At 71.0% G+C, this 19,784-nt stretch carries 14 protein-coding genes and 4 pseudogenes; 11 read left to right on the top strand and 7 right to left on the bottom strand.

Going from position 1 to position 19,784, the window contains the following annotated elements:
• Window positions 1–435, top strand: a pseudogene (locus ABZ471_RS42675) (zinc ribbon domain-containing protein); the annotation flags it as partial.
• Between the two features lie 34 nt (window positions 436–469).
• Here ABZ471_RS42675 and ABZ471_RS42670 read toward each other — a convergent pair.
• Both ABZ471_RS42670 and ABZ471_RS42665 read right to left on the bottom strand, forming a co-directional pair.
• A complete protein-coding gene (locus tag ABZ471_RS42670) occupies window positions 470–1,630 on the bottom strand; it encodes an NAD-dependent formate dehydrogenase (RefSeq protein WP_359074483.1) in 1,161 nt (386 codons plus the stop codon).
• 105 nt (window positions 1,631–1,735) lie between these two features.
• Window positions 1,736–2,662, bottom strand: a complete 927-nt coding sequence (locus ABZ471_RS42665; RefSeq protein WP_359074482.1) for a LysR family transcriptional regulator — start codon at window positions 2,660–2,662, stop codon at window positions 1,736–1,738.
• A 41-nt stretch (window positions 2,663–2,703) separates the two neighbouring features.
• Between ABZ471_RS42665 and ABZ471_RS42660 the strand changes: the two genes are divergently transcribed.
• Complete coding sequence (locus ABZ471_RS42660) at window positions 2,704–3,102, top strand: helix-turn-helix transcriptional regulator (RefSeq protein WP_359074480.1); 399 nt, start codon at window positions 2,704–2,706, stop codon at window positions 3,100–3,102.
• Here ABZ471_RS42660 and ABZ471_RS42655 read toward each other — a convergent pair.
• The gene (locus ABZ471_RS42655; RefSeq protein WP_359074478.1) at window positions 3,056–4,645 is read right to left on the bottom strand and encodes a PucR family transcriptional regulator; all 1,590 of its coding nucleotides are present in this window, start codon (window positions 4,643–4,645) and stop codon (window positions 3,056–3,058) included. The genes ABZ471_RS42660 and ABZ471_RS42655 overlap by 47 nt on opposite strands.
• Before the next feature lie 213 nt (window positions 4,646–4,858).
• Here ABZ471_RS42655 and ABZ471_RS42650 point away from each other — a divergent pair, with 213 nt between their 5' ends.
• Together ABZ471_RS42650 and ABZ471_RS42645 are read left to right on the top strand one after the other, a co-directional pair.
• Window positions 4,859–5,680: an FAD binding domain-containing protein gene (locus ABZ471_RS42650; protein ID WP_359074477.1), complete on the top strand. Its 822-nt coding sequence runs from the start codon at window positions 4,859–4,861 to the stop codon at window positions 5,678–5,680.
• Window positions 5,677–8,424, top strand: a complete 2,748-nt coding sequence (locus ABZ471_RS42645) for a molybdopterin cofactor-binding domain-containing protein (RefSeq protein WP_359074475.1) — start codon at window positions 5,677–5,679, stop codon at window positions 8,422–8,424. The genes ABZ471_RS42650 and ABZ471_RS42645 overlap by 4 nt, the downstream gene beginning before the upstream one ends.
• Here ABZ471_RS42645 and ABZ471_RS42640 read toward each other — a convergent pair.
• Together ABZ471_RS42640 and ABZ471_RS42635 are read right to left on the bottom strand one after the other, a co-directional pair.
• Window positions 8,425–8,693 (bottom strand): annotated as a pseudogene (locus tag ABZ471_RS42640) (aminopeptidase); the annotation flags it as partial. It abuts the gene before it with no gap.
• Window positions 8,694–9,003: 310 nt separating this feature from the next.
• Window positions 9,004–9,342 (bottom strand): annotated as a pseudogene (locus ABZ471_RS42635) (molybdopterin-dependent oxidoreductase); the annotation flags it as partial.
• A 144-nt stretch (window positions 9,343–9,486) separates the two neighbouring features.
• Here ABZ471_RS42635 and ABZ471_RS42630 point away from each other — a divergent pair.
• The 4 genes and pseudogenes from ABZ471_RS42630 to ABZ471_RS42615 form a co-directional block, all read left to right on the top strand.
• Window positions 9,487–9,741: pseudogene (locus tag ABZ471_RS42630) on the top strand (helix-turn-helix domain-containing protein); the annotation flags it as partial.
• 535 nt (window positions 9,742–10,276) lie between these two features.
• On the top strand, window positions 10,277–10,948 hold the full coding sequence (locus tag ABZ471_RS42625; RefSeq protein WP_359074473.1) for a pyridoxal 5'-phosphate synthase: 672 nt from the start codon (window positions 10,277–10,279) through the stop codon (window positions 10,946–10,948).
• Window positions 10,949–11,038: 90 nt separating this feature from the next.
• Window positions 11,039–11,815, top strand: coding sequence for a methyltransferase domain-containing protein (locus ABZ471_RS42620; RefSeq protein WP_359074472.1), 777 nt, complete (start codon window positions 11,039–11,041; stop codon window positions 11,813–11,815).
• A 31-nt stretch (window positions 11,816–11,846) separates the two neighbouring features.
• Window positions 11,847–12,551 (top strand): M24 family metallopeptidase, encoded by a 705-nt coding sequence (locus ABZ471_RS42615; protein WP_359074471.1) that lies wholly within the window; start codon window positions 11,847–11,849, stop codon window positions 12,549–12,551.
• Window positions 12,552–12,808: 257 nt separating this feature from the next.
• Here ABZ471_RS42615 and ABZ471_RS42610 read toward each other — a convergent pair whose 3' ends face one another.
• Window positions 12,809–14,095 carry a PAS domain-containing protein gene (locus ABZ471_RS42610; RefSeq protein ID WP_359074470.1) on the bottom strand — a complete coding sequence of 429 codons (1,287 nt, stop codon included), beginning with the start codon at window positions 14,093–14,095 and terminating at the stop codon, window positions 12,809–12,811.
• A 364-nt stretch (window positions 14,096–14,459) separates the two neighbouring features.
• On the opposite strand from ABZ471_RS42610, the gene ABZ471_RS42605 reads away from it, so the two are divergent.
• From ABZ471_RS42605 to ABZ471_RS42595, 3 genes are read left to right on the top strand one after another with little or no spacing between them, the layout of a single operon-like run.
• Entirely contained in the window at window positions 14,460–15,833 is a 1,374-nt protein-coding gene (locus tag ABZ471_RS42605) for an ATP-grasp domain-containing protein (protein WP_359074468.1), read from the top strand.
• A complete protein-coding gene (locus tag ABZ471_RS42600; protein ID WP_359074467.1) occupies window positions 15,830–17,842 on the top strand; it encodes a PEP/pyruvate-binding domain-containing protein in 2,013 nt (670 codons plus the stop codon). The genes ABZ471_RS42605 and ABZ471_RS42600 overlap by 4 nt, the downstream gene beginning before the upstream one ends.
• Complete coding sequence (locus ABZ471_RS42595; RefSeq protein WP_359074465.1) at window positions 17,839–19,365, top strand: MFS transporter; 1,527 nt, start codon at window positions 17,839–17,841, stop codon at window positions 19,363–19,365. Before ABZ471_RS42600 ends, ABZ471_RS42595 begins: the two co-directional genes overlap by 4 nt.
• Before the next feature lie 11 nt (window positions 19,366–19,376).
• On the opposite strand, the gene ABZ471_RS42590 is transcribed toward ABZ471_RS42595, so the two are convergent.
• On the bottom strand, window positions 19,377–19,784 hold a 408-nt coding region (locus ABZ471_RS42590), incomplete at its 5' end, for a phosphatase PAP2 family protein (RefSeq protein WP_359074463.1).

Below are 19,784 nucleotides of genomic sequence, written 5' to 3'. Positions count from 1 at the left end.
CCGAGGCCCGGCGGATAACCCCGTGGCTGGCCGCCGGATCGAGTGTTCCTCAGCAGCAGCTCATACGCGACTTCGGCAAGTCCCGTGCGAAGGCGCTGAAGGACATCAAGGACCGTGTGCCGCAGCACCGGCGGGCGGGTATGCCGCGCTGGAAGAAGAAGCGTGAGGCCAGGTCGTGTTGCGGGTGGTGTGGTCGCGGGAACTGCCCGCGGACCCGTCCAGCGTGCGCACACCACGATGGACTGCGCAACGTGCGGAGCGAGAACCAAGCACGCACGACCTCTTTCGACGCGAACGTATGCCTGCACCGCGTGCGCAGCCGTATCCCCCAGGGACAAGAACTCCGCCCGCGTCATGCTCGTCCGGGCAGGTCTGAACCCGGCTGGTGCCGCGGGCGCAAGACCCGCTGAGGCGCCGCCTCAGCAGGCAGCCTGAGCCACGAATCACCTCCCTCCAGGGAGGAGAGCAGTCAATTGGTGATCGAGTAGGAGTGGGCGCCGGTTCCGGCCAGGCCGCCGCCGTCGACGATCAGGTAGTCGTCGCGGATCGGGCGGCCCGCGAACCAGCACTCCAGGATCTCGCGAGTGCCAGCAGCGTAGCGGGCCTGCGCGGAGAGGGACGAGCCGGAAATGTGCGGGGTCATGCCGTGGTGCGGCATGGTGCGCCACGGGTGGTCGGCGGGGGCGGGCTGCGGGTACCAGACATCACCCGCGTACCCGGCCAGTCGGCCGCTGCGCAGGGCGCGGTCCACGGCGTCCCGGTCCACGATCTTCGCCCGAGCCGTGTTGATCAGGTAGGCGCCGCGCTTCATCGTCGCCAGCAGCTCGTCGCCGAAGAGGCCCTCGGTCTCCGGGTGGAGCGGTGCGTTGATCGTGACGACGTCGCAGTGCGGGACCATGTCGGCGGCGGTCGCATGGAATGTCAGCCCCAGTTCCTCCTCCACCTCCCGCGGCAGTCGGTGCCGGTCGGTGTAGTGCAGCTTCACGTCGAAGGGGGCGAGGCGGCGCAGGACGGCGAGGCCGATGCGTCCGGCGGCGACCGTGCCGACGTGCATGCCCTCCAAGTCGTACGAGCGGGCCACGCAGTCGGCGATGTTCCAGCCGCCGTCGAGGACCACCTGATGGGAGGGCAGGTAGTTGCGTACCAGGGACAGCGTCATCATCACCACGTGCTCGGCGACGCTGATGCTGTTGGAGTACGTCACCTCGGCGACCGTCACTCCGTGGGCGACGGCCGCGTCGAGGTCGACATGGTCGGAGCCGATGCCCGCGGTGATCGCCAGCTTCAGGTTCTTCGCGGCGGCGATCCGCTCCGCGGTCAGGTACGCCGGCCAGAACGGCTGCGAGATGACGACGTCCGCGTCGGCCAGCTCACGGTCGAACACCGACGCGTCACCGTCCTTGTCGGAGGTGACGACGAGAGTGTGGCCCGTCTCCGCCAGGTAGCTGCGCAGACCGAGTTCACCGGAGACGCTGCCGAGGAGGTGGCCGGGGGTGAAGTCGATCGCCTCTGGGGTGGGCGTGGTCTGCCCGCCGGGGTAGTGGCCGATGGCCGGCAGGTCGTCGCGGGCGTACGTGGTCGGGTATCCGTCGGTGGGGTCGTCGTACAGGACGCAGAGCACCTTGGCCATGTCGCGGCTCCTCAACTCACGTTGTGGGAAGGTGGAGTTCACGATCCTCGGGGTCGTTCGCCCTGGTCAAAGCGATCCTTGCTATGCCGACATAGCCCGCAGCTATCAGCCCTGCAGATACGTCCGCAGCAGTTCGTCCAGCGCATCCCGCACCCCTGCCTCCCGGGCCACGTTCAGGAACGCCTCGGCCAGGACGGATTGAGGCTCGCTGCGGGCGACGACCAGTCCGACCCGCGGGCCGTGGGCGGGGCTTTCCAGCGGCACCACGCGCATTCCCTTCGGCACACCGAACATGTGCAGCCAGGCATGCGAGATCACGCTGGACCAGCGGCCGCCGGGCAGATGGGCGTAGAGTCCGGCGACGCTGTCCGACTCGATCGCCGGCGCCGCGGTGGCTCCGTCGGCCGCGAAGCACTCGTCGATGATCCGCCGGTTGCGCATCCGTGAGGACAGCAGGCACAACGGCAGGGTCGCGGCCTGCGCCCAGGAGGCCACGCCGGAGTCGCCGAGCGGGCCGTCCACCGGGGTGAGGAGGACGTACCGCTCCTCGTACAGCGGGAAGCGGCGGACCTGGCGCAGTGTGTCGTCGTCCAGGTACGTCATCGCGGCGTCCAGCTCGAACTCGGCCAGGCCGTGCGTGATCTGCGCCGACGACAGCGACTCCAGCGTCACTCCCGCACGCGGATGGCGGTCACAGAAGGGAGTGGTCAGGAGGGAGGCGACCGGCAGGGCCGTCGGTACGACGCCCAGCCTGAGCGTGCCGGTCAGGCCACCGCGCAGCGCCGAGAGTTCCTGACGCAACGCGTCCTGTTCGGCCAGCATGCGGTGGGCCCACGCCAGAACCACCTCTCCCTCGGGGGTCAGGCCCTCGTACCGCCTCCCTCGCCGCACGATCGGCACGTCCAGCTCGTGCTCGAGCTTGCGTATCGCGGCCGACAGCGACGGCTGTGACACGTAGCAGGCGGCTGCCGCGCGGGCGAAGTGGCGTTCCCGGGCGAGCGCGGCGAGGTACTCCAACTGGCGCAGCAGCATGCACGGCCTCCGCGAGGAAAGGGGGCGGCTAGGGTTTGAGGGTGCCGACGTACAGCATTGGCCAGGCCGCGCGCCTGTTGCGGGTGAGCCCGGAGACCGTACGCCGGTGGGCGGACGCAGGACGGCTGCCGATGGGGCGGGACGGCTCGGGGAACCGGGTGATCGACGGTGCAGGGCTGGCGCGGTTCGTGCGGGAGCGGGCGGCGGCGGACGAGCGGGGCGGGGTGGCTGGTCCGCCGACCTCCGTGCGCAACGCGCTCACCGGAATCGTCACGGCTTTGGCGGCGGACGATGTCGTGGCCCGGGTGGAGATCCAGGCCGGTCCGCACCAGGTCGTGTCCCTGGTGACCCGGGAGGCAGTGGACGAGCTGGGTCTGGCGGTCGGCGTCACAGTCATCGCGCGGGTGAAGTCGACGAGCGTGCACGTCGAGCGGTCGTAGCGGCCTGTGCGGTGCTCGGATCGGTGCGGCCCTGTGCGCTGCTCGGGTCCGTGCGGCACAGCAGGGCCGCCCACAGGTCCAGACGGTCGCGGAGGCGGGACAGGTCGCGGCCGGTGAAGTGCTCGATGCGCTGGATCCGGTAGTGGACCGTGTTGACGTGCACGTGCAGCGACTCGGCCGTGCGGGCCCAGGAGCCGTCGTGGGCGAGGAACACCTCCAGGGTGTTCAGCAGCGCGGTGGCGGAGTCGCTCCCGGTGTCGAGCAGCGGCCCGAGCACGGTGCGGCTGTAGGCGGCGCGGACCTCGGCCGGTATGCCGGTGAGCAGCGTGTCCAGCGTGGTCAGGGAGGTGGCATCGGTCAGGGACGAAAGGCCCGACCCGGCGGCCCGGGCGGAGGACAGGGCGTAGCGGGCCTCGGCCAGGGCACCGGGCAGCCCGGTCGCGTCGGTGGCCGGTGAGGCGAGCCCGCCGTGCAGGCAGGCATCCGGCCGGCAGGCGGCCAGCAGCGGCCAGGTCTCCCCCAGACCGGCGGCGGCATCCTCGGGTACCACCGCGAACGCGGTCCCGTCGGGCAGTCGCCCCACGGCAGCGGACGCCGGGCTCGCGTGCGCGGCCGCTTCCGTCAGCGCGCTTTCCGCCAGTCCCCCGTGGCGCGCGCCGGTGTCGGCCACGACCACGCGGTACGGGCCCTCCGCCGGCAGACCGCAGGCCCGCACCGCGATGGCCAGGTCACCGGCGTCCGGGGCGGTGAGCAGCCTGCCGAGTTCGTCCGCCCTCTGGTGCTCGGCAGCCCGGCGGCGTGTCAGCGCCTCCTGGCAGCGGCCCAGGACTGTGGTGATCTCATGCAGCAGCCGCGGTGGTACGGCGGCGGCATCCGGCAGGTGCAACCACCAGCGTTCGTACGGGGTGACCCCGGCGGCCTCCACGAGGACCGTCACGCCGGCGTCGCTCCCGGGCAGGGCGGCGGCCACGCGCGCGGGGAGCGGGTCCGCGCCCGGCGTGGCCGCGACGGTCCGGCCCGCCGGCGTCAGGACGTAGGCCGAGGACGCGTCGAGGTGCGCCAAGGCGATGGCGAGGATCAGGGCCGGATCGGCGCCCTGCGCGACCAGCCGGTTCAGCCGGCCGCGCACCTGCTCGGGCAGTGCGTGGTGACGGCTCAGCTCGCCCCACTGGCGCAGGTACACGTTGTCGGTGATCTCGCGGAACATCACGTGGGCCGGCACGCCGGCAACCGGAACGCCATGCCGTACGCACGCTTCGACCAGGTCGTCGGGCACCGAGCCGTGGGTCTCCTCACCGGCGAGCAGCGCCACCGCGCCCGCGTCCTTCAGTCCGGAGACGAAGCGGTCGGCCTTGTCCCTTCCCCCGTCCGCGCTCCACCAGACGAGCCCGCTGAGCACGACCTCGTCGGGCCGGACGAAGCGGGCGGGGTCCTCCAGGTCGGTGACGGTGACTCCGCTGATCTCACGCATCAGCAGTGCGTCCTCGGCCCAGAGCAGGCGCAGACCCAGGGACTCGTCCTGAAGAAGGTGTTCGACGTGCATGCGTTCCGGCTCCTCACACGGCTGCCGGGTGGCGGTGCCTGACACCCGGCATCTCACATTCACCAGGTGCATGCGAGTGCTCGCATCGTAAGTGCCAGATGAGATGAGCGGTATGCCTCTTGGTTGATTCACCAAGTATCGGGACCGCCAGGCGGTCGTTTCCGTGCTGTGAACCAGTCGTTTTGGCTGGTTCACGTTGCTTCACTGACGGTCATGGACCTGAACACGGTGGTGGAGATCCGGGACGCCCGGCGTTCGGCGCCCTGGCGGCCAGGGGATGCCTGGCTCGGCGGCGGCACGTATCTGTTCTCGGAGCCGCAGCCGCACCTGCGCCGCCTGATCGACCTCAGTCGCACCGGCTGGACCCCTGTGCAGCAGCAGCCGGACGGCTCGATGGAGATCGCGGCCACCTGCACGATCGCCGAGCTGTCCGGGTTCGCGAAGGGGCTGGCGGTCGAGGCGGCGCCGCTGTTCGAGCAGTGCTGCCGGGCGTTCCTCGCCTCGTTCAAGATCTGGAACATGGCCACGGTCGGCGGGAACCTCTGCAACGGTCTGCCGGCCGGCCCGATGATCTCTCTCACGGCCGCTCTCGTCGGGGAGTGCCTGCTGATCGCGCAGGACGGTGCACGCCGCCGGGTGCGCGTCACCGACTTCGTGACCGGAGCAGGCCGCAAGGTCCTGGCGGAGGGCGAACTGCTGCGGTCGGTCACCCTTCCGGCCCGCACGCTCGCCTGCCGTACGGCGTTCCGGCAGGCGTCCCTGTACGGGCTGGGGCGCTCCGGTGTGCTGATCATCGGCACGCTCGACCCGCTGGACGGCTCCCTCGCGATCACGGTCACCGCTTCGACGGTCCGTCCGATACGGCTGTGGTTCCCGCTCCTGCCGACCGCCGATGCGTTGCAGACGGCGCTGGGCTCGGCCGTCACCGACGGCGAGTGGTTCGACGACATCCACGGGCTGCCCGAGTGGCGGCGACACATGACGTTCCGGTACGCGGAGGAGATCCGCCGGGAACTGCGAGAGGCGGCACGATGAAGGTCGAGGTCAACGGACGGTCCCACGAGGAGGAGCCCCGCGCAGGTCAGTGTCTGCGCACCTACCTGCGCGAACGCGGCTGGTTCGGCGTGAAGAAGGGCTGCGACCAGGGCGACTGCGGCGCCTGCACCGTCCACGTCGACGGCAAGCCGGTGCACAGCTGCCTGTACCCGGCCTCCCGCGCCGACGGCCACAAGGTCACCACGGTCGAGGGCCTGGCCTCGCCCGAGGGCGAACTCCACCCCGTCCAGCAGAAGTTCCTCGACGCGCAGGGCTTCCAGTGCGGCTTCTGCACGGCCGGCTTCCTGATGACCACGGCCGCCCTCGACGAGGACAAACTGGCCGACCTGCCCCGGGCGTTCAAGGGCAACCTGTGCCGGTGCACCGGCTACCGGGCCATCGAAGACGCCGTACGCGGGGTCAAGAACACCGAGGACCCGGCGCCCGGCGACTCCGTCGGCCGCAGCCTGCCCGCCCCCGCCGGACCCCAGGTCGTCACCGGCACCGCCCGCTACACCTTCGACGTGGACGTGCCCGGCCTGCTGCACATGAAGCTGCTGCGCTCCCCGCACGCGCACGCCCGCATCCTCGCGATCGACACCTCCGCCGCCCTGCGCGTCCCCGGCGTCCAGGCCGTGTTCACCCACCACGACGCCCCGGAACGGCACTTCTCCACCGCCCGCCACGAGCACCCCGAAGAGGACCCGGACGACACCCGCGTCCTGGACGACACGGTCCGCTACATCGGCCAGCGCGTCGCCGCCGTCGTCGCCGACAGCGAGGCCGCCGCCGAGGAGGGCTGCCGCCGGATCGAAGTCACGTACGACGTACTGCGCGCCGTCCTCGACCCCGAGGAGGCCATGCGGCCGGGCGCGCCCGTCGTCCACGACAAGGACGCCAAGGCCCACCGGATTTCCCGCCCCGAGAACAACGTGGTCGGCGAGGCGCACGGCGAGATCGGCGACATCGAGGCCGGATTCGCCGAGGCCGATGCCGTGTACGAGGACACTTTCCGCACCCAGCGCGGGCAGCATGCCAGCCTGGAGACGCATGGAGCCGTGGCCTGGTTCGAGGAGGACGGCCGCCTCACCGTGCGCACCAGCTCCCAGACCCCGTTCCTCACGCGCCGCGCCCTGTGCGCGCTCTACGACCTGCCGCTGGAGCAGGTCCGGGTGATGGCAGGTCGGGTCGGCGGCGGTTTCGGCGGCAAGCAGGAGATGCTGGTCGAGGACATCGTGGCACTGGCCGTCCTGCGGCTGCGCCGCCCGGTGAAACTGGAGTACACACGCGCCGAGCAGTTCTACGGCGCGACCACCCGCCACCCCTTCACCGTCCACCTGAAGGCGGGAGCCCGCCGCGACGGCACCCTCACCGCCCTCCAACTGCGGGTCGTGTCGAACACGGGCGCGTACGGCAATCACGGACCGGCGGTGATGTTCCACAGCGTCGGCGAGTCCATGGCGATCTACCGCGCCCTGAACAAGAAGGTCGATGCCTACTCGGTCTACACGCACACCGTCCCGGCGGGCGCCTTCCGCGGCTACGGCCTCGGCCAGGTGATGTTCGCCGTCGAGTCCGCCTTCGACGAACTGGCCCGCCGCCTCGGCCTGGACCCGCTGGAGTTCAAGGCCCGCAACATCATCGGCCCCGACGACCCGATGCTCACGCCCGGCGGTCACGATGAGGACCTGCACATCGCCAGTTACGGCCTCGACCAGTGCGTCGCCATCGTGCGCCGGGCACAGGCGGCGACCGAGGCCGGGCAACCCGCCCCGGAAGGCTGGCTGGTCGGCGAGGGCTCCGCCCTGGCGATGATCGCAACCGGCCCGCCCGGCGGCCACATCGCCGACGCCAAGGCCGCCCTCCTTCCCGACGGCACCTTCGACCTGGCCGTCGGCACCGCCGAGTTCGGCAACGGCACCACCACCGTCCACAAGCAGATCGCGGCCGGTGAACTCGCCACCACGGTCGACCGGATCACCATCCGCCAGTCCGACACCGACGTCGTACGGCACGACACGGGCGCCTTCGCCTCCACCGGCACCGTCGTCGCCGGCAAGGCCACCCTGTGCGCCTCCCGCGCCCTCGCCGACATGCTCCTCGACTTCGCAGCCGCCCATCTGCACGTCCCGCGCGCCGACTGCCGGCTCGCGGAGGAGGCCGTACTGCATCCCGGCGGGCGCCTGACGCTCAAGGACCTGTACGCGGCCGCCCGTGCGGTCGGCGTCGAGGTCACCGCGGACGGGCACTTCGGTGGCACCCCGCGCTCGGTCGCCTTCAACGCCCAGTGGTTCAAGGTCGCCGTGGACCCCGGCACCGGGGAGATCCGCATCCTGCGCAGCGTGCACGCCGCCGATGCGGGCAAGGTCATGAACCCCATGCAGTGCCGCGGCCAGGTCGAGGGCGGCATCGCGCAGGCCCTCGGCTCCACGCTCTTCGAGAACGTCCGCATCGACGCCCGTGGCGAGGTCGAGACGGCCGCCTTCCGACGCTACCGGCTCCCCCAGTACGCCGACATCCCGCGCACCGAGGTCCATTTCATGGAAACGGCGGACGCCATCGGCCCCCTGGGCGCCAAGTCGATGAGCGAAAGCCCCTTCAACCCGGTCGCTCCCGCCTTCGCCAACGCCCTGCGCGACGCGACCGGGGTCCGCTTCACCCAACTGCCTTTCACACGCGACCGGGTGTGGCTGGCGCTGCGCGACGCGGGCGTGACCGATCAGAGCGTGGGCAGTTCCTCGTGATCAAAGGGTGAGCAGCTCCTCGTAGAGCCCGCCGAAGCCCCGCTCACGGTCGACGAGATGGATCTCCGGGGTGCAGTGGCAGCGGCGCCCGGCCTGGTCGGTGCGCCGCAGCGGGGTGTCATTGGCGGGGGTGATGTACGACTCGACGTCCGCACCGTCGATCCGCTCGTGCGGGAACTCTCCGACCAGATGCCCGGCGTGCCAGCCGGCCGGCCTCGGCGGCGAGTCGGGCGTTCGGCGTGCAGCGCGGCGCCCTTGATCTCCGGATCGCCCTCGGAGCACCGGGACCTGACCTACTGGCCGACGGTCGGACGTCAGGGGCGGATTGTGGGGACGGCTTTGGACGCTCTACGTCATCGCCCCCACCGAGGTGGAGTTCTGGGAGGCGAGCTTCGACCGGGTCCCCCACCGGATCGCTCGCCCACCGGGCGAGCAGGATCAGCGGTGCTGACTGTCCAGGCCGCCAGTCGGGCGTCACGGCGGCAAGGGCGTCGGCGAGGGCCGCGCCGTGCAGGAAGGCGGGGCGGTGACCGCCGATGGGTCGGGCGGTGGCGCCGCCCCAGGTGACCGGGATCAGCCGGGTGCGCGGCCGAAGTCCGGGTCGATCTCCGCCCAGGACAGCAGTGCATGGTGGTCGTCTGCGCCGCGTACGGCGATCAGGAAGCGCAGTCGGTCCTTGCGGCGGGCGGGATGGACGCCAGGCCCGGCGTCCGTGAGGACGTCGTGCAGGAGCGGTCCGGTGAAGCGGTGGTGCTGGATGCCGCTCGTGGCGCACTCGAACGCGACCTCGGCCCGGTGCTGGGGCCAGGCGAGAAGGTCGGGCATCGTCAGCCGAGCCGGACGGGCCAGGCCGCCGGTGAGGACTAGTTCCGCCACCTGACCGGCGGCCGTACCGGCAGCTGCGAGGGACTGACTCACGGGCTACCACCTCCCGGATGACCGTACCCGAACTCCCGTCATGCACAAACGCATATGCCATGCCCTCAGATGGATGATTCAGCTCATGCGAAGCAACAGAATACTTTCCCCTCGCATCTGCGGCAGTATCCTCGATATCGACATGTGCACGCCTACCGGATCGGGGACGCAGCCGTCTTACTCGGCGTCAGCGCCGGCACCGTGAGGCGTCTGGTCGACGGCGGGAAACTGACCGCCGAACGCGACGAGCTGGGCCGCCGGATCATGCCGGGTCCGGCCCTCGCGGCCTACGCCCGGCAGCTGCACCGGACCGAACGGGAGTCCACCGGCTCCTCGGCCCGCAACCGGTTCTCGGGCATCGTCACCGACGTGGTCCTCGGGGATGTGTCGGCGCAGGTGCCGTGGAGCCGACGAAATGCGCGGCGGTGAATGGCGAAGTGCCGGGGTGATCACGTCGGGGGTGGGCCGCCGCGTGTGCGCCGCCGAGCTCGGCGAACCCGCCGGCTTCCTCCTCGCCCGGCGACCCGTGGACGGAACAGCGCTATTCCTACCAGGAGAAGGCAGGCGAAGGGCCGACCCTGCCGACTACCTGACCGAACCCGGTCACGCAACGCCGGTGGTAATCCAAGGCGGTGCGCCCGCGTCCTTCGCATGCCCCGGACAGTCACCCGGTCGGCCACTCGGACGCGCGCCAGCCCCTGGACCCGCTGGGCCTCCGGCGTCCCGGCCGTCACGAGACCTTCCCTCTGCCGTGGCGGGCGCGCGCCCCGTTACGGCTCGGCCACCTTCGGGTGCGCACTGTCGCTACCTCCAATATCCCATCCGCACACGCGATGCCTTTCGTGTCATCAGCTAAGCATTTGCCAATAGATTGTCGAAGATCAGCCGCAGATGCAGGATGGGACAAGAGGGTGTCCTGCGGAGGAGGCGGCCAGTGGAAGACGGAGATCACGGCGGTACGGTCCGCGCGTGGCTGCGGGGCATCGAGGTGTTCGCCGGACCGCTTCCGGAGTTCGAACCCGAGCGGGCTCCGGCCGATCCCGTGCGCCTGTTTCTGTCCTGGCTGTCCGACGCCGTGGCCGACGGTGTGCGCGATCCGCACGCGATGACCCTGTCCACGGTCGACGAGGCCGGTGACCCGGACGCACGCGTGCTCATCCTCAAGGGGGTGGACACCTCAGGATGGCAGTTCGCCGGCCATCGCCTCAGCCCCAAGGGACACCAACTGGCCGTCCATCCGCGGGCCGCACTCACCTTCTACTGGCCCGAGCACGGCCGACAGGTGCGCCTGCGCGGGCCCGTTACGCCAGCCTCCGCCCAGGAAGGCGCCGCCGACTTCCTCGGCCGGTCGGCTACCGCCCGCGCCGAGTCCCTGCTGGCCCGTCAGAGCCAGTACCTGACGGACACCGCCGAACGCGACCATGACCTGGCGAAGGCCCTGGCCCTGATCGACAAGGACCCCTCGCTCGTCGACTCCGCCTGGACTCTCTACACCCTCGCACCGGCCGAGGTGGAGTTCTGGCAGGCGGCGAAGAGCCGTGTGCACACCCGGTTGCGCTACGAGCGTGCCGGGGACAGCTGGCAGCGGTTCCAGCTCTGGTCGTAGCACCCCCATGCCCCACACCCCGGTCGGCACAACCGATGGGCCTGTGGGGATCACTTCCCCTGTTCCTGCTCACGAGGCGAGGCAGACCCCATGACCACACGCACCCAGGACGGCAGCGCCGGCGACGTCGACTACGGCGCCCTCGGGTCCGGATACTCCTCCTACCGTCGGCCGGACGACCGGATCGCCCGGTTCATCGCCGGGGCCGTGGGCGATGCCCGGAGGGTGCTCAACGTCGGCGCCGGCGCCGGCTCGTACGAGAGCGCGGCACGTCTGGTGACGGCGGTCGAACCCTCGGAGTCGATGCGCGCCCAGCGGCCGACGCAGCTCGCTCCTGCGATCGATGCCGTGGCCGAAGATCTGCCCTTCGCCGACGGGGCGTTCGACGCGGCGATGACACTGTTCAGTGTGCACCAGTGGTCCGACGTCAGGGCCGGGCTCCGCGAGATGCGGCGCGTGACCCACGGTCCTGTGGTCATCCTGACCTGCGATCCCGCCCTGGTGCGGCACTTCTGGCTGTACCGGTACGCGCCCGAGGTGCTGGACACCGAGGCCCGCCGATACCCGCCCGTCGAGGAGCTGGCCGCGGCTCTGGGTGGCACCAGCGGCGTCCAGACCGTGCCCATCCCCCTGGACTGCACCGACGGGTTCAACGAGGCGTACTACGGACGCCCCGAGATGCTGCTCGACCCGGCCGCCCGCCAGGCGTGTTCGGCCTGGAGTTTCGTCGACGACCACGCCCGCGAGCGGTTCGACCAGACCCTGCGCCACGACCTGGAATCCGGGGCCTGGGACGAAGAATTCGGCCACCTGCGCGATCAGCCGACGTACGAAGGTTCGCTCGTGATCGTGCGCTCAACCCCGTGAACAGAGCAAGAGGAAGAAGAGGACCGGCACGATGGCAGGACCCGACCGGATGGACGAGCGGCTGCGCGCCCTGGGGCTGGTGGAGGCTCAGCGGATGGCGCAGGCCCTCTTCGCCGACGTCATGGCCCGCGACCTGATCGCACCAGGCAGCAGTGAACGCGAGGCCAGCAATCGGATCGGGGACCTGGCGAGGCAGGTGTTCGGCACAGCCGCGCCACGGCCCGGGCCGCTCGTCCGCTCCGGCCCCCACACCGCGCTTCCGTACGAACAGGACCCACCGGACCGCATCATCGGCGAAGACGACATCGTGGTCGCCGACCTCGGTCCAGTCCTGGCCGGGTACGAGACGACCTTCGCACGCACCGTCGCCTTCGGCGACGACCCGGGCAAGTACCGCCTCGTCGAGGATCTGCCGGAGGTATTCGCCGCCGCCCGCGAGGTGTTCCACGCGAACTCCGGTATCACTGGCAGGCAACTGCACACCGAGGTCCAAGGGATCGTTGCCAAAGCCGGCTGGACGCTCGGGGGATGGCACGTCGGCTGCCTGGCCGGAGCAGCACCCACCGCGAACTCTGACAGTTCGCCGGCGGGTTCGTTCCTCTGCCCGGACAACGACCAGCCTCTGCGCCGCACTGTCCAAGGCGGGTGGCAGGCCCACTGGATCCTGGAGATCCACCTGGTCGACGAACACCAGGGCTTCGGCGGTTCGCACAAGGGGCTACTGGACCTGGCGTGACTCCCTGGCGCGGTCAGCCGGACAACCGGCTCGACGAAGCCGGCATCGGCCCTTTCTGTCAGAAGCCGGCATCGCCGGGCAGGCCGTCCGCGGAACCTGCACCCCCACCTCGCAGCGGAGCCTGTGGCCAGGGCCCCGCCACGTCCTCCGGGCCCCGCTTCGCCGAGCGCGACTGGGCTCTCCCGGCCCGATCACTGCCGCCCGGGAAGGTGCCGACGTCGATCGCGGCGCCGTCCCGGGCGGCGGGACTCGACCGGTCATGCGGAGCTGAGCGGATGTGCCGCCGTGGTCGAGCGCGGCGGCCAGGAGTGCGGAGAGAGGATGCCGAGCACGTAGGCGCGGGCGACCAGTGCCGGGCGGGTCGCGACTCCCAGGAGGTGCCGCAGGCGGCTCAGGTGGTAGTCGACGGTCTGCCGCGAGAGGTGCAGAGTTCCGGCGATGTCCGCATTGCTGTGCCCGGCGGCCAGCAGGGCGAGTATCCGCACCTGGGCGGCCGTCAGCGGTGGGCGCGCCTCGTAGGTCAGGCCGAGCCGGGTGATGACCGCCCAGACACCGGGCAGGTGTTCCGCGGCGTGATGTACGGCGCTCAGATGGATCCAGGCCCGGCGCCGGCGGTCACCGTCGACGAGCACCGCGCTGGTGCGCGCGCTTCTGCGCCGGCCGGCGATGAGGTCGTCCCAGATCCGGTGCAGCGCCGTCCGTTCGGGCGTCCGGGCCAGCAGGGTGTCTGCGGGCGATCCGACCAGGTCACCCAGGCGGACGTGCAGCAGCTCGGCGGCGGCGGTGCCTGCGTCCCTGACCACTCCGTCCGCGGACAGGCGCAGGCAGGCCAGGCCACTGTGGTCCCGCAGCGCGCGCAGGTCCGCCTCGGCCTGACGCCGCTGGTCCAGCGCGCGGGTGTAGTCGGTGATGTCGACGTAGATGCCTGCCACGCAGCGCACGGTGCCCCAGCGGACGGGAAAGCGGTAACCCGCCGCGTGCCCGCGAGAACCGTCCGAACGCCGGTAGACGAGCGTGTGCCGTACCGAGTGCCCGCAGGTGAGGACCTCCTCGTCGAAGGCGAGGAACCGCGCCGCGTCATCGGGCCCGTCGATCTCGGCGAGGTGCCGTCCGACCAAGGTGTCGCGCGTGGTTCCGTACAGGTGGGCGTAGGCGTGGTTCGCCCAGACATAGCGGCCGTCGGCGTCGCGGACGAACACCGCGGCCGGGCTCAGGTCGGCGAAGGACGCGTACGGCCCCGTCCCGGCCACCGGGCCGCCCACCTCGACCGCGACTCCTCTGCTGCGGCCGCAGGACGCGCCGTCGCCACGGGCCGGCCAGTTGACGTCGAACATACGGCCCTCGAACCGCGCCTGGTAGGGGCCGTCGCCGGGTAACTGCGACGGACCGCCGTGATCGGCGCACAGGGCCTGCAGGAAGCGATGGGCGGTGCGCTCGTCGGCGAAGGCGCCGCCCCCGCTCTCGACCAGTTCCGAGCCGCCGTCGGCTTCCCACCAGGAGACCGGGAGGGGCGCGAGCAGTGTCTTGAAATCGGTCTCGTCCACGACTCGACTCCTTCAACATTCCACGACATTACTTTGAGTGACACATCATGCGTGTCCCGTAGATGCGTGCGGCATGCCGGACGGTCCGGAGCCCACCGGGTTGCCGTGCGGGCGCACCCGGGCCGGCCACTAACCCATCACGGGACCTTCACACGGCGTCAATCGCCGTCGGCAATCAGGCATTTGCCTGAGACGTCGACGCTTCGCACTCCCGGAAACGGGCAACCGGGCTGCTTCGCTTGAAACGAGACCGCGGCACGGTGGACGACCGGCCGGCGTACCCCGACGCCGCCGCTCCGCGCATCGCGCGAACCACCACGCGTCGAGAAGCATCCGCCCGGGAGAACAAAGGAGTTGGGATTTCGTGACGAAGGTGCTGTACGTGCATGCCAAGGGCGGCCCCCCGGTCGGGTACGCCCTGCCCCGGGTGGCCGCGAGGTCAGCCGTGCACCTGCTGGCACTCAGCGACCTGCCTGTCAGCCTGGCGGCGGACCCGGCGGGGCTGTGCGCCTCGGTCGTCGCACGCGGGGAGGCGGACGAACACGACCTGGTCGAACTCATCGCGTCCCGTGCCCGCGAGGTCGGCGCGGACGCCGTCATCACCTTCTCGGAGTACGCGGTGGTCGCGGTCGCCGAGGCCTCCCGGCTGCTCGGGCTGCGGGGCGCCGGGCCGGCCGCGGCCCTCGCCCGCGACAAGCGCCTGATGCGCGCGGCCTGGGACCGCCAGGGCATACCCCAGCCCCGCTTCCGTGCCGTCGCAACGACAGAGCAACTACAGGCCGCGGCAGCCGAGTTGTCCTGCCCCTTGCTGCTCAAGGCGGCCTGGAGCGCCGGCTCGACCGCCCATCAGATCATCGAGGGGTACGCGGACGTGCGGGACGCCTGGGAACGGTCGCGCGCGGTGATGACCGAGTCGGCGCGGCTCGGGTACGCGGAGCTCCATGTCGGCGGTGCCGGTGAGGACTTCATCGTCGAGGAGATCGTCACCGGCTGTGCCGAGGAGTGGTTCGACGGATCGGGCTGGGGCGACTACGTCAGTGTCGAGGGCGTGGTCGTGGGCGGTGTCTTCCGGCCGGTCTGTCTCAGCGGCCGGATGCCGACGGTGGCACCGTTCACCGAGCGGGCCGGCATCACCCCGGCCGCGGTCGGTACGGGGGCCCAGGCCCGGATCGTCGAGCTGGCCCGGCGGGCCGTGGAGGCGCTCGGGCTGGAGAACTGCGGCACCCACACGGAGATCAAGCTGGGGGCGGACGGCCGCATGTGGGTGATCGAGACGGCGGCGCGGTTCGGCGGCGCGATGACGGTGCCCCAGATCGAGGACGTCTTCGGGCTCGACCTGGTCGCCATGTTCACCGACGAGCTGCTCGGCCGGCCGGCCGACTGGCCGTCACAGGCGTTGACGCCCGCGGACGCCGAGGGCGCGGCCGGGTCCCTCGTCGTCCTCGCCGTGGACGGCGCGGGCGCCCCTTGGCCACGCCGGCATCTGTGGGACTCCGCGTCGGTGATCCGCTCCGCTCCGGTCGGCACGGGCAGCACGCTGTCCGTCGTCCGCGAGAGTTCACTGCCGGACGGCACACCCGTGCCGGTCTACGATCCGGCCGCGGGCGCCAACACCATGGCGGGGCTGTGCCTGCTGTCCGCCGACCGGCCGCAGACCGTAGTCCGCGACTTCACGGCCCTGGTGGACGCACTGCCGCGCATCCTGCCCACGGACGTCACCGAGGGGGTGCGGGCATGACCCTCGCCCTGGACGCGGCCGGCGCACCCGGGGCCGCGGGCGACCGCACCGTCGTCGGCGCCAACCTGTCGCTGCCCCTGTTCCGGACGCTGTCCGGAGTGCTTGCCGGACACCCGTACCTGAAGATCGTGGTGGACCGCGCCAACGGCACCTGGCACCTGCTCGACACGCAGGTGCACCCCTTCCACGTCGACTACATCGCCACCCGTGTCCTCGGCATGACCCCGGACGAACTCGACGAGGACCTGGACGCGTTCAACGCATCCGTGTACATGGCCCCGGAACGCCGCTTCCTCCTCGGGGTGCTGTCCCTGCACACCGAGGAGGACCCGGACGGCACCGAGCGTCCCTTCCTGGTGCTGGAGACCACCGAGGCGGACACCATGCAGGGCTCCCTGCTGAAGGAGTTCTACTTCTATGTGCGTGAGCGGGTGGACGGACGTCTGCCGCTGCTGCTCAAGCCCGCCAACCACGGCCAGGAGCACGAACTGGCCTCGGTCGGCGAGGCGGACGTACCGCGCATCCTCAGCCACGAGCTGTTCGGCAACCGGACCCGCACCTGCCTCAACCCCGGCGAGGCCGAGGGCCGACTGCGCCGCTTCCGCACCATGGCCGAGTACGAGGCAGCCGCCGCGGATCTCGGCTGGTCGGACATCGTCGCGATGCCCCGCCTCCCCGACGACGTGCCCAGGGTCGCCGGATTCGTCAACACCGCGCCCATCACTCCGCTTTCGCACACCAACGTGCTGGCCTCGGGCTGGGGCATCCCGAACGCGATCGTCCGCGATCTCGACGCCCTCGTGCGGCGCGACGGCCTGGACGGTGCCTGGGTGCGCTACCGGGTCCGTGAGGACTCCATCACACTGGAGCCGCTGCCCGGCCCGCCGGCCCTGAAGAAGCCCGCCTGGCACCAGCAGCGCATTCGCATCGGGACACCGCTGCTGCAGCAGGCACCGGTCCTGCCGCTCGACCGGCTCCGGAGCACCGACCGCGACGGTTACGGGACCAAAGCGGCCAACCTCGGGGAACTGCACCACGTCCTGGACAGCCGCACCGCCGACCTGGTGGTGTTCTACGTGCGCCCGCGCCCGCCGCGCCCCCATCTCCTCGGCCACCTCGGCGCTCGCCTCGGCGAAGAGGGGGCCGCGCCGGAGCGACTGCGCGCAGCGGCGGCCGAATACGTGGCCAGGACCGTCCGCGCCCCCGAGGGCGTTGCGCTGCCGTTCCACCTCCACCACCTGTTCCTGACCTCCTCCCCGGCGCTCCAACAGGGCATCGGCAAGCTGAAGATGGCCCTGGAGCTCGAGGCGTTCGACATCGTGGACCCGCTGTGCCTGACCCTCCAGCACCTCGTGCGCGGCACGCCGATGCCGGACGAGGTGACAGGGGCGATCACGGGCGCGGTGCCGGACCTGCTGGCGGACGGCCACCGCATGGTCGTACGTTCCTCCTCCAACGCCGAGGACCTGCCCGGCTTCTCCGCGGCGGGGATCTACGACTCGGTGACCACCGTGCACGGGACCGAACAGCTCTTGGACGCCGTGCGGCATGTGTGGGCGTCGTTGCTGTCGCCGCGCAGCGTGCGTCTGCGGCACCAGGCCGGCATCTCCCTGGACGACACCTACATGGGAGTGATCGTCCAGGAGTATGTGCCCGCTCGCCTCGGCGGTGTGCTGGTGACCTGCAACCCGACCCGCCGGGAGGACTTCCGCAACGTGTACCTCAACTGCACGCCCGGTTCGCCGGAGCGGGTGGTGGACGGCACCGTGCTGCCGCAGCAGTACCTGTACAACACCGTCGAGGGCGGCGGACGTACGGTCGACATCGGTTCCGCGGGCGAGGACCTCCCGTCGGAGACGCGCTCGGCCCTCGCCCGGCTCGCCGTCACCGGACGCCTGTTGCAGTCCCATTTCAGCGAGGACGACGCCGACGGCGCGCTGGACATCGAGTGGCTGATGACGGACCGAGGGGCGTTCCACGTGGTCCAGATCCGCCCCTATGCCCGGTGAGCCGCCGTATGCCCGTCCTGTGGCGCCGTCGTGCGCGGCCGGTCTCCTCCCCGGTCGCCCGGCGCATCATCCGTCTCAACAACGGGTTCCAGCTGCTGTTCAACCTGCTGTGGTGGATGCCCGTCTTCTACGCCTACCAGCGCGATGCCGGCCTGTCCGACAGCCAGATCTTCGGCATTCAGAGCATCTACTACATAGCGTTCTGTCTGTTCGAGATACCGACGGGAGCCGTCGCCGACCGCATCGGCGCCCGCAACTGCCTGCGCGCGGGCGCGGTCGTCATGACGGCGGCGAACATGGCGCCGGTGCTGGCCCCCTCGTACACCGGTTTCCTCGTGCACTTCCTCGCCATAGCGGCCGGACGCTCCCTCACGTCGGGCGCGGCGAGCGCCTACCTCTACGACGGTCTGCGCGCCGAGGGGGCCGATGCCCACTACCTGAGGGCCGAGGGCACCGCGCGGTCCCTCGGCCTGGCCGCCAAGGTGGTCTGCTGGCCGCTCGTCGGCCCGCTGATGGCGCTGGCGCCGCAAACTCCGTACGTGCTCAGCGCGGCGAGCGCGGCCGGCTCCCTGGGCTGTGCGCTCGCGCTGCCGCGCCTCGCGCCGCGCGGTGGAGGCACCGGGCCGGGGGCGCCCGGGCGGCGCAGCGGAACTCTCCTTCGTGACACCGGTGCCGCTCTGGGTGTCCTGCGCGCATCGCCGTGGCTGTCGCTGCTCATGGTGCAGGGCGTGGCGGTGTTCACGCTGTCGCGCATCTGCCAGGTCAACCTCTTCCAGCCGGTTCTCCTGGAACACGGGATCGGGGAGAGCAGGCACGGCATGGTGCTCGCGGCCATGACGGTGGCCGAAGCGGTGGCCTCGGCCCGTCCACAGTGGCTGGGCCGCAGGGTGTCGCCGGCCATGTGGGTGTCCCTGCTGAGTGTGGCGCTCGCCGCGGCACTCGCGGGCACCGTCCTCGGCGGGCCCTGGCTCGTGGTGGCGCTGCTGTGCGTGTTCGCCGCGATCACCGGACTCGTCTATCCCGTGCAGCGCAAGCTCGTGAACGACGCCATCCCGGCGGACGCGCCGCGTGCCACGCTGCTGTCGGTGGAGAGCATCGTCGACCGCGGCGTGTGCGCGCTGGCCGCGGTCGCCGCCGGAGCGTACCTGGCGGCCGGCGGCCTCGACGCGCTGCTGTGGCAGAGCGCCGCGGTGACCTGCGTGCTGATACCGGTCCTGCATCTCTGGCTGTACCGGCTGGGTCCGGCAGCTCCGCAGGGACGGCGTGAGGCACGCGTGCGCGCTCATGAGGCGGGTCTCAGTCCCCTCCCCGGCTCCGGCCCGGGCTCCGTTTCCCGCTCGGGCCCCGGCGGTTCGGCGGGGTCGGCGGGATCGGTGGCGGTCTCCGGTTCGGAGCCCGGCCCTGACCGGGATGCCCGGGGCGCGGGCGAGGAAGGACCGAGAAGACCGGCCGAGGCGCGGCCGACGCATGCAGACCGACCCGTGCCCCTGCCGGTCGACGAAGGCGTCGCGCCACACTCGTGAACGGTGATGATTCAAACTGGTTCGGGTTGTGGTTCCGGTTGGTGCACTGGTGCAGTTTTCGGTTCCCACCGTCTGGTGGTCCGTACGTAGCCGTGGATCACTGAGGCCATCGCCAGAATGAGCAGCGGTCCGAACACCCACGGGTGTTCGGCCATCTCCACCGGCAGATAGCGATACGACAGCAGGAGCGCGATGAAGACCGTTGCGCCGTGAGCGACCAGCTGGAATCCGGACCGGTCCCAGCCACGTGCGAGCGAGCGCAGAGCTGCCTCGATCGTGAGCGTGAACACCACGCCGGCAATGATGTCCGCGCCGTAGTGGTAACCGAATCCCAGCGTTGCGCCGAGCGTGGCGATCAGCCAGAACGTGCCCGCGTATCGCAGAATCCGTGGGCCCCTGCGGGAATGGACGAAGATCGC

It is taken from the genome of Streptomyces sp. NPDC005728, assembly GCF_040630895.1.
In the GTDB taxonomy this organism is placed as follows: Bacteria; Actinomycetota; Actinomycetes; order Streptomycetales; family Streptomycetaceae; genus Streptomyces.
The sequence above is the reverse complement of the archived record's forward strand: the minus strand, read 5'-3'. Positions and strand labels throughout refer to the sequence as shown.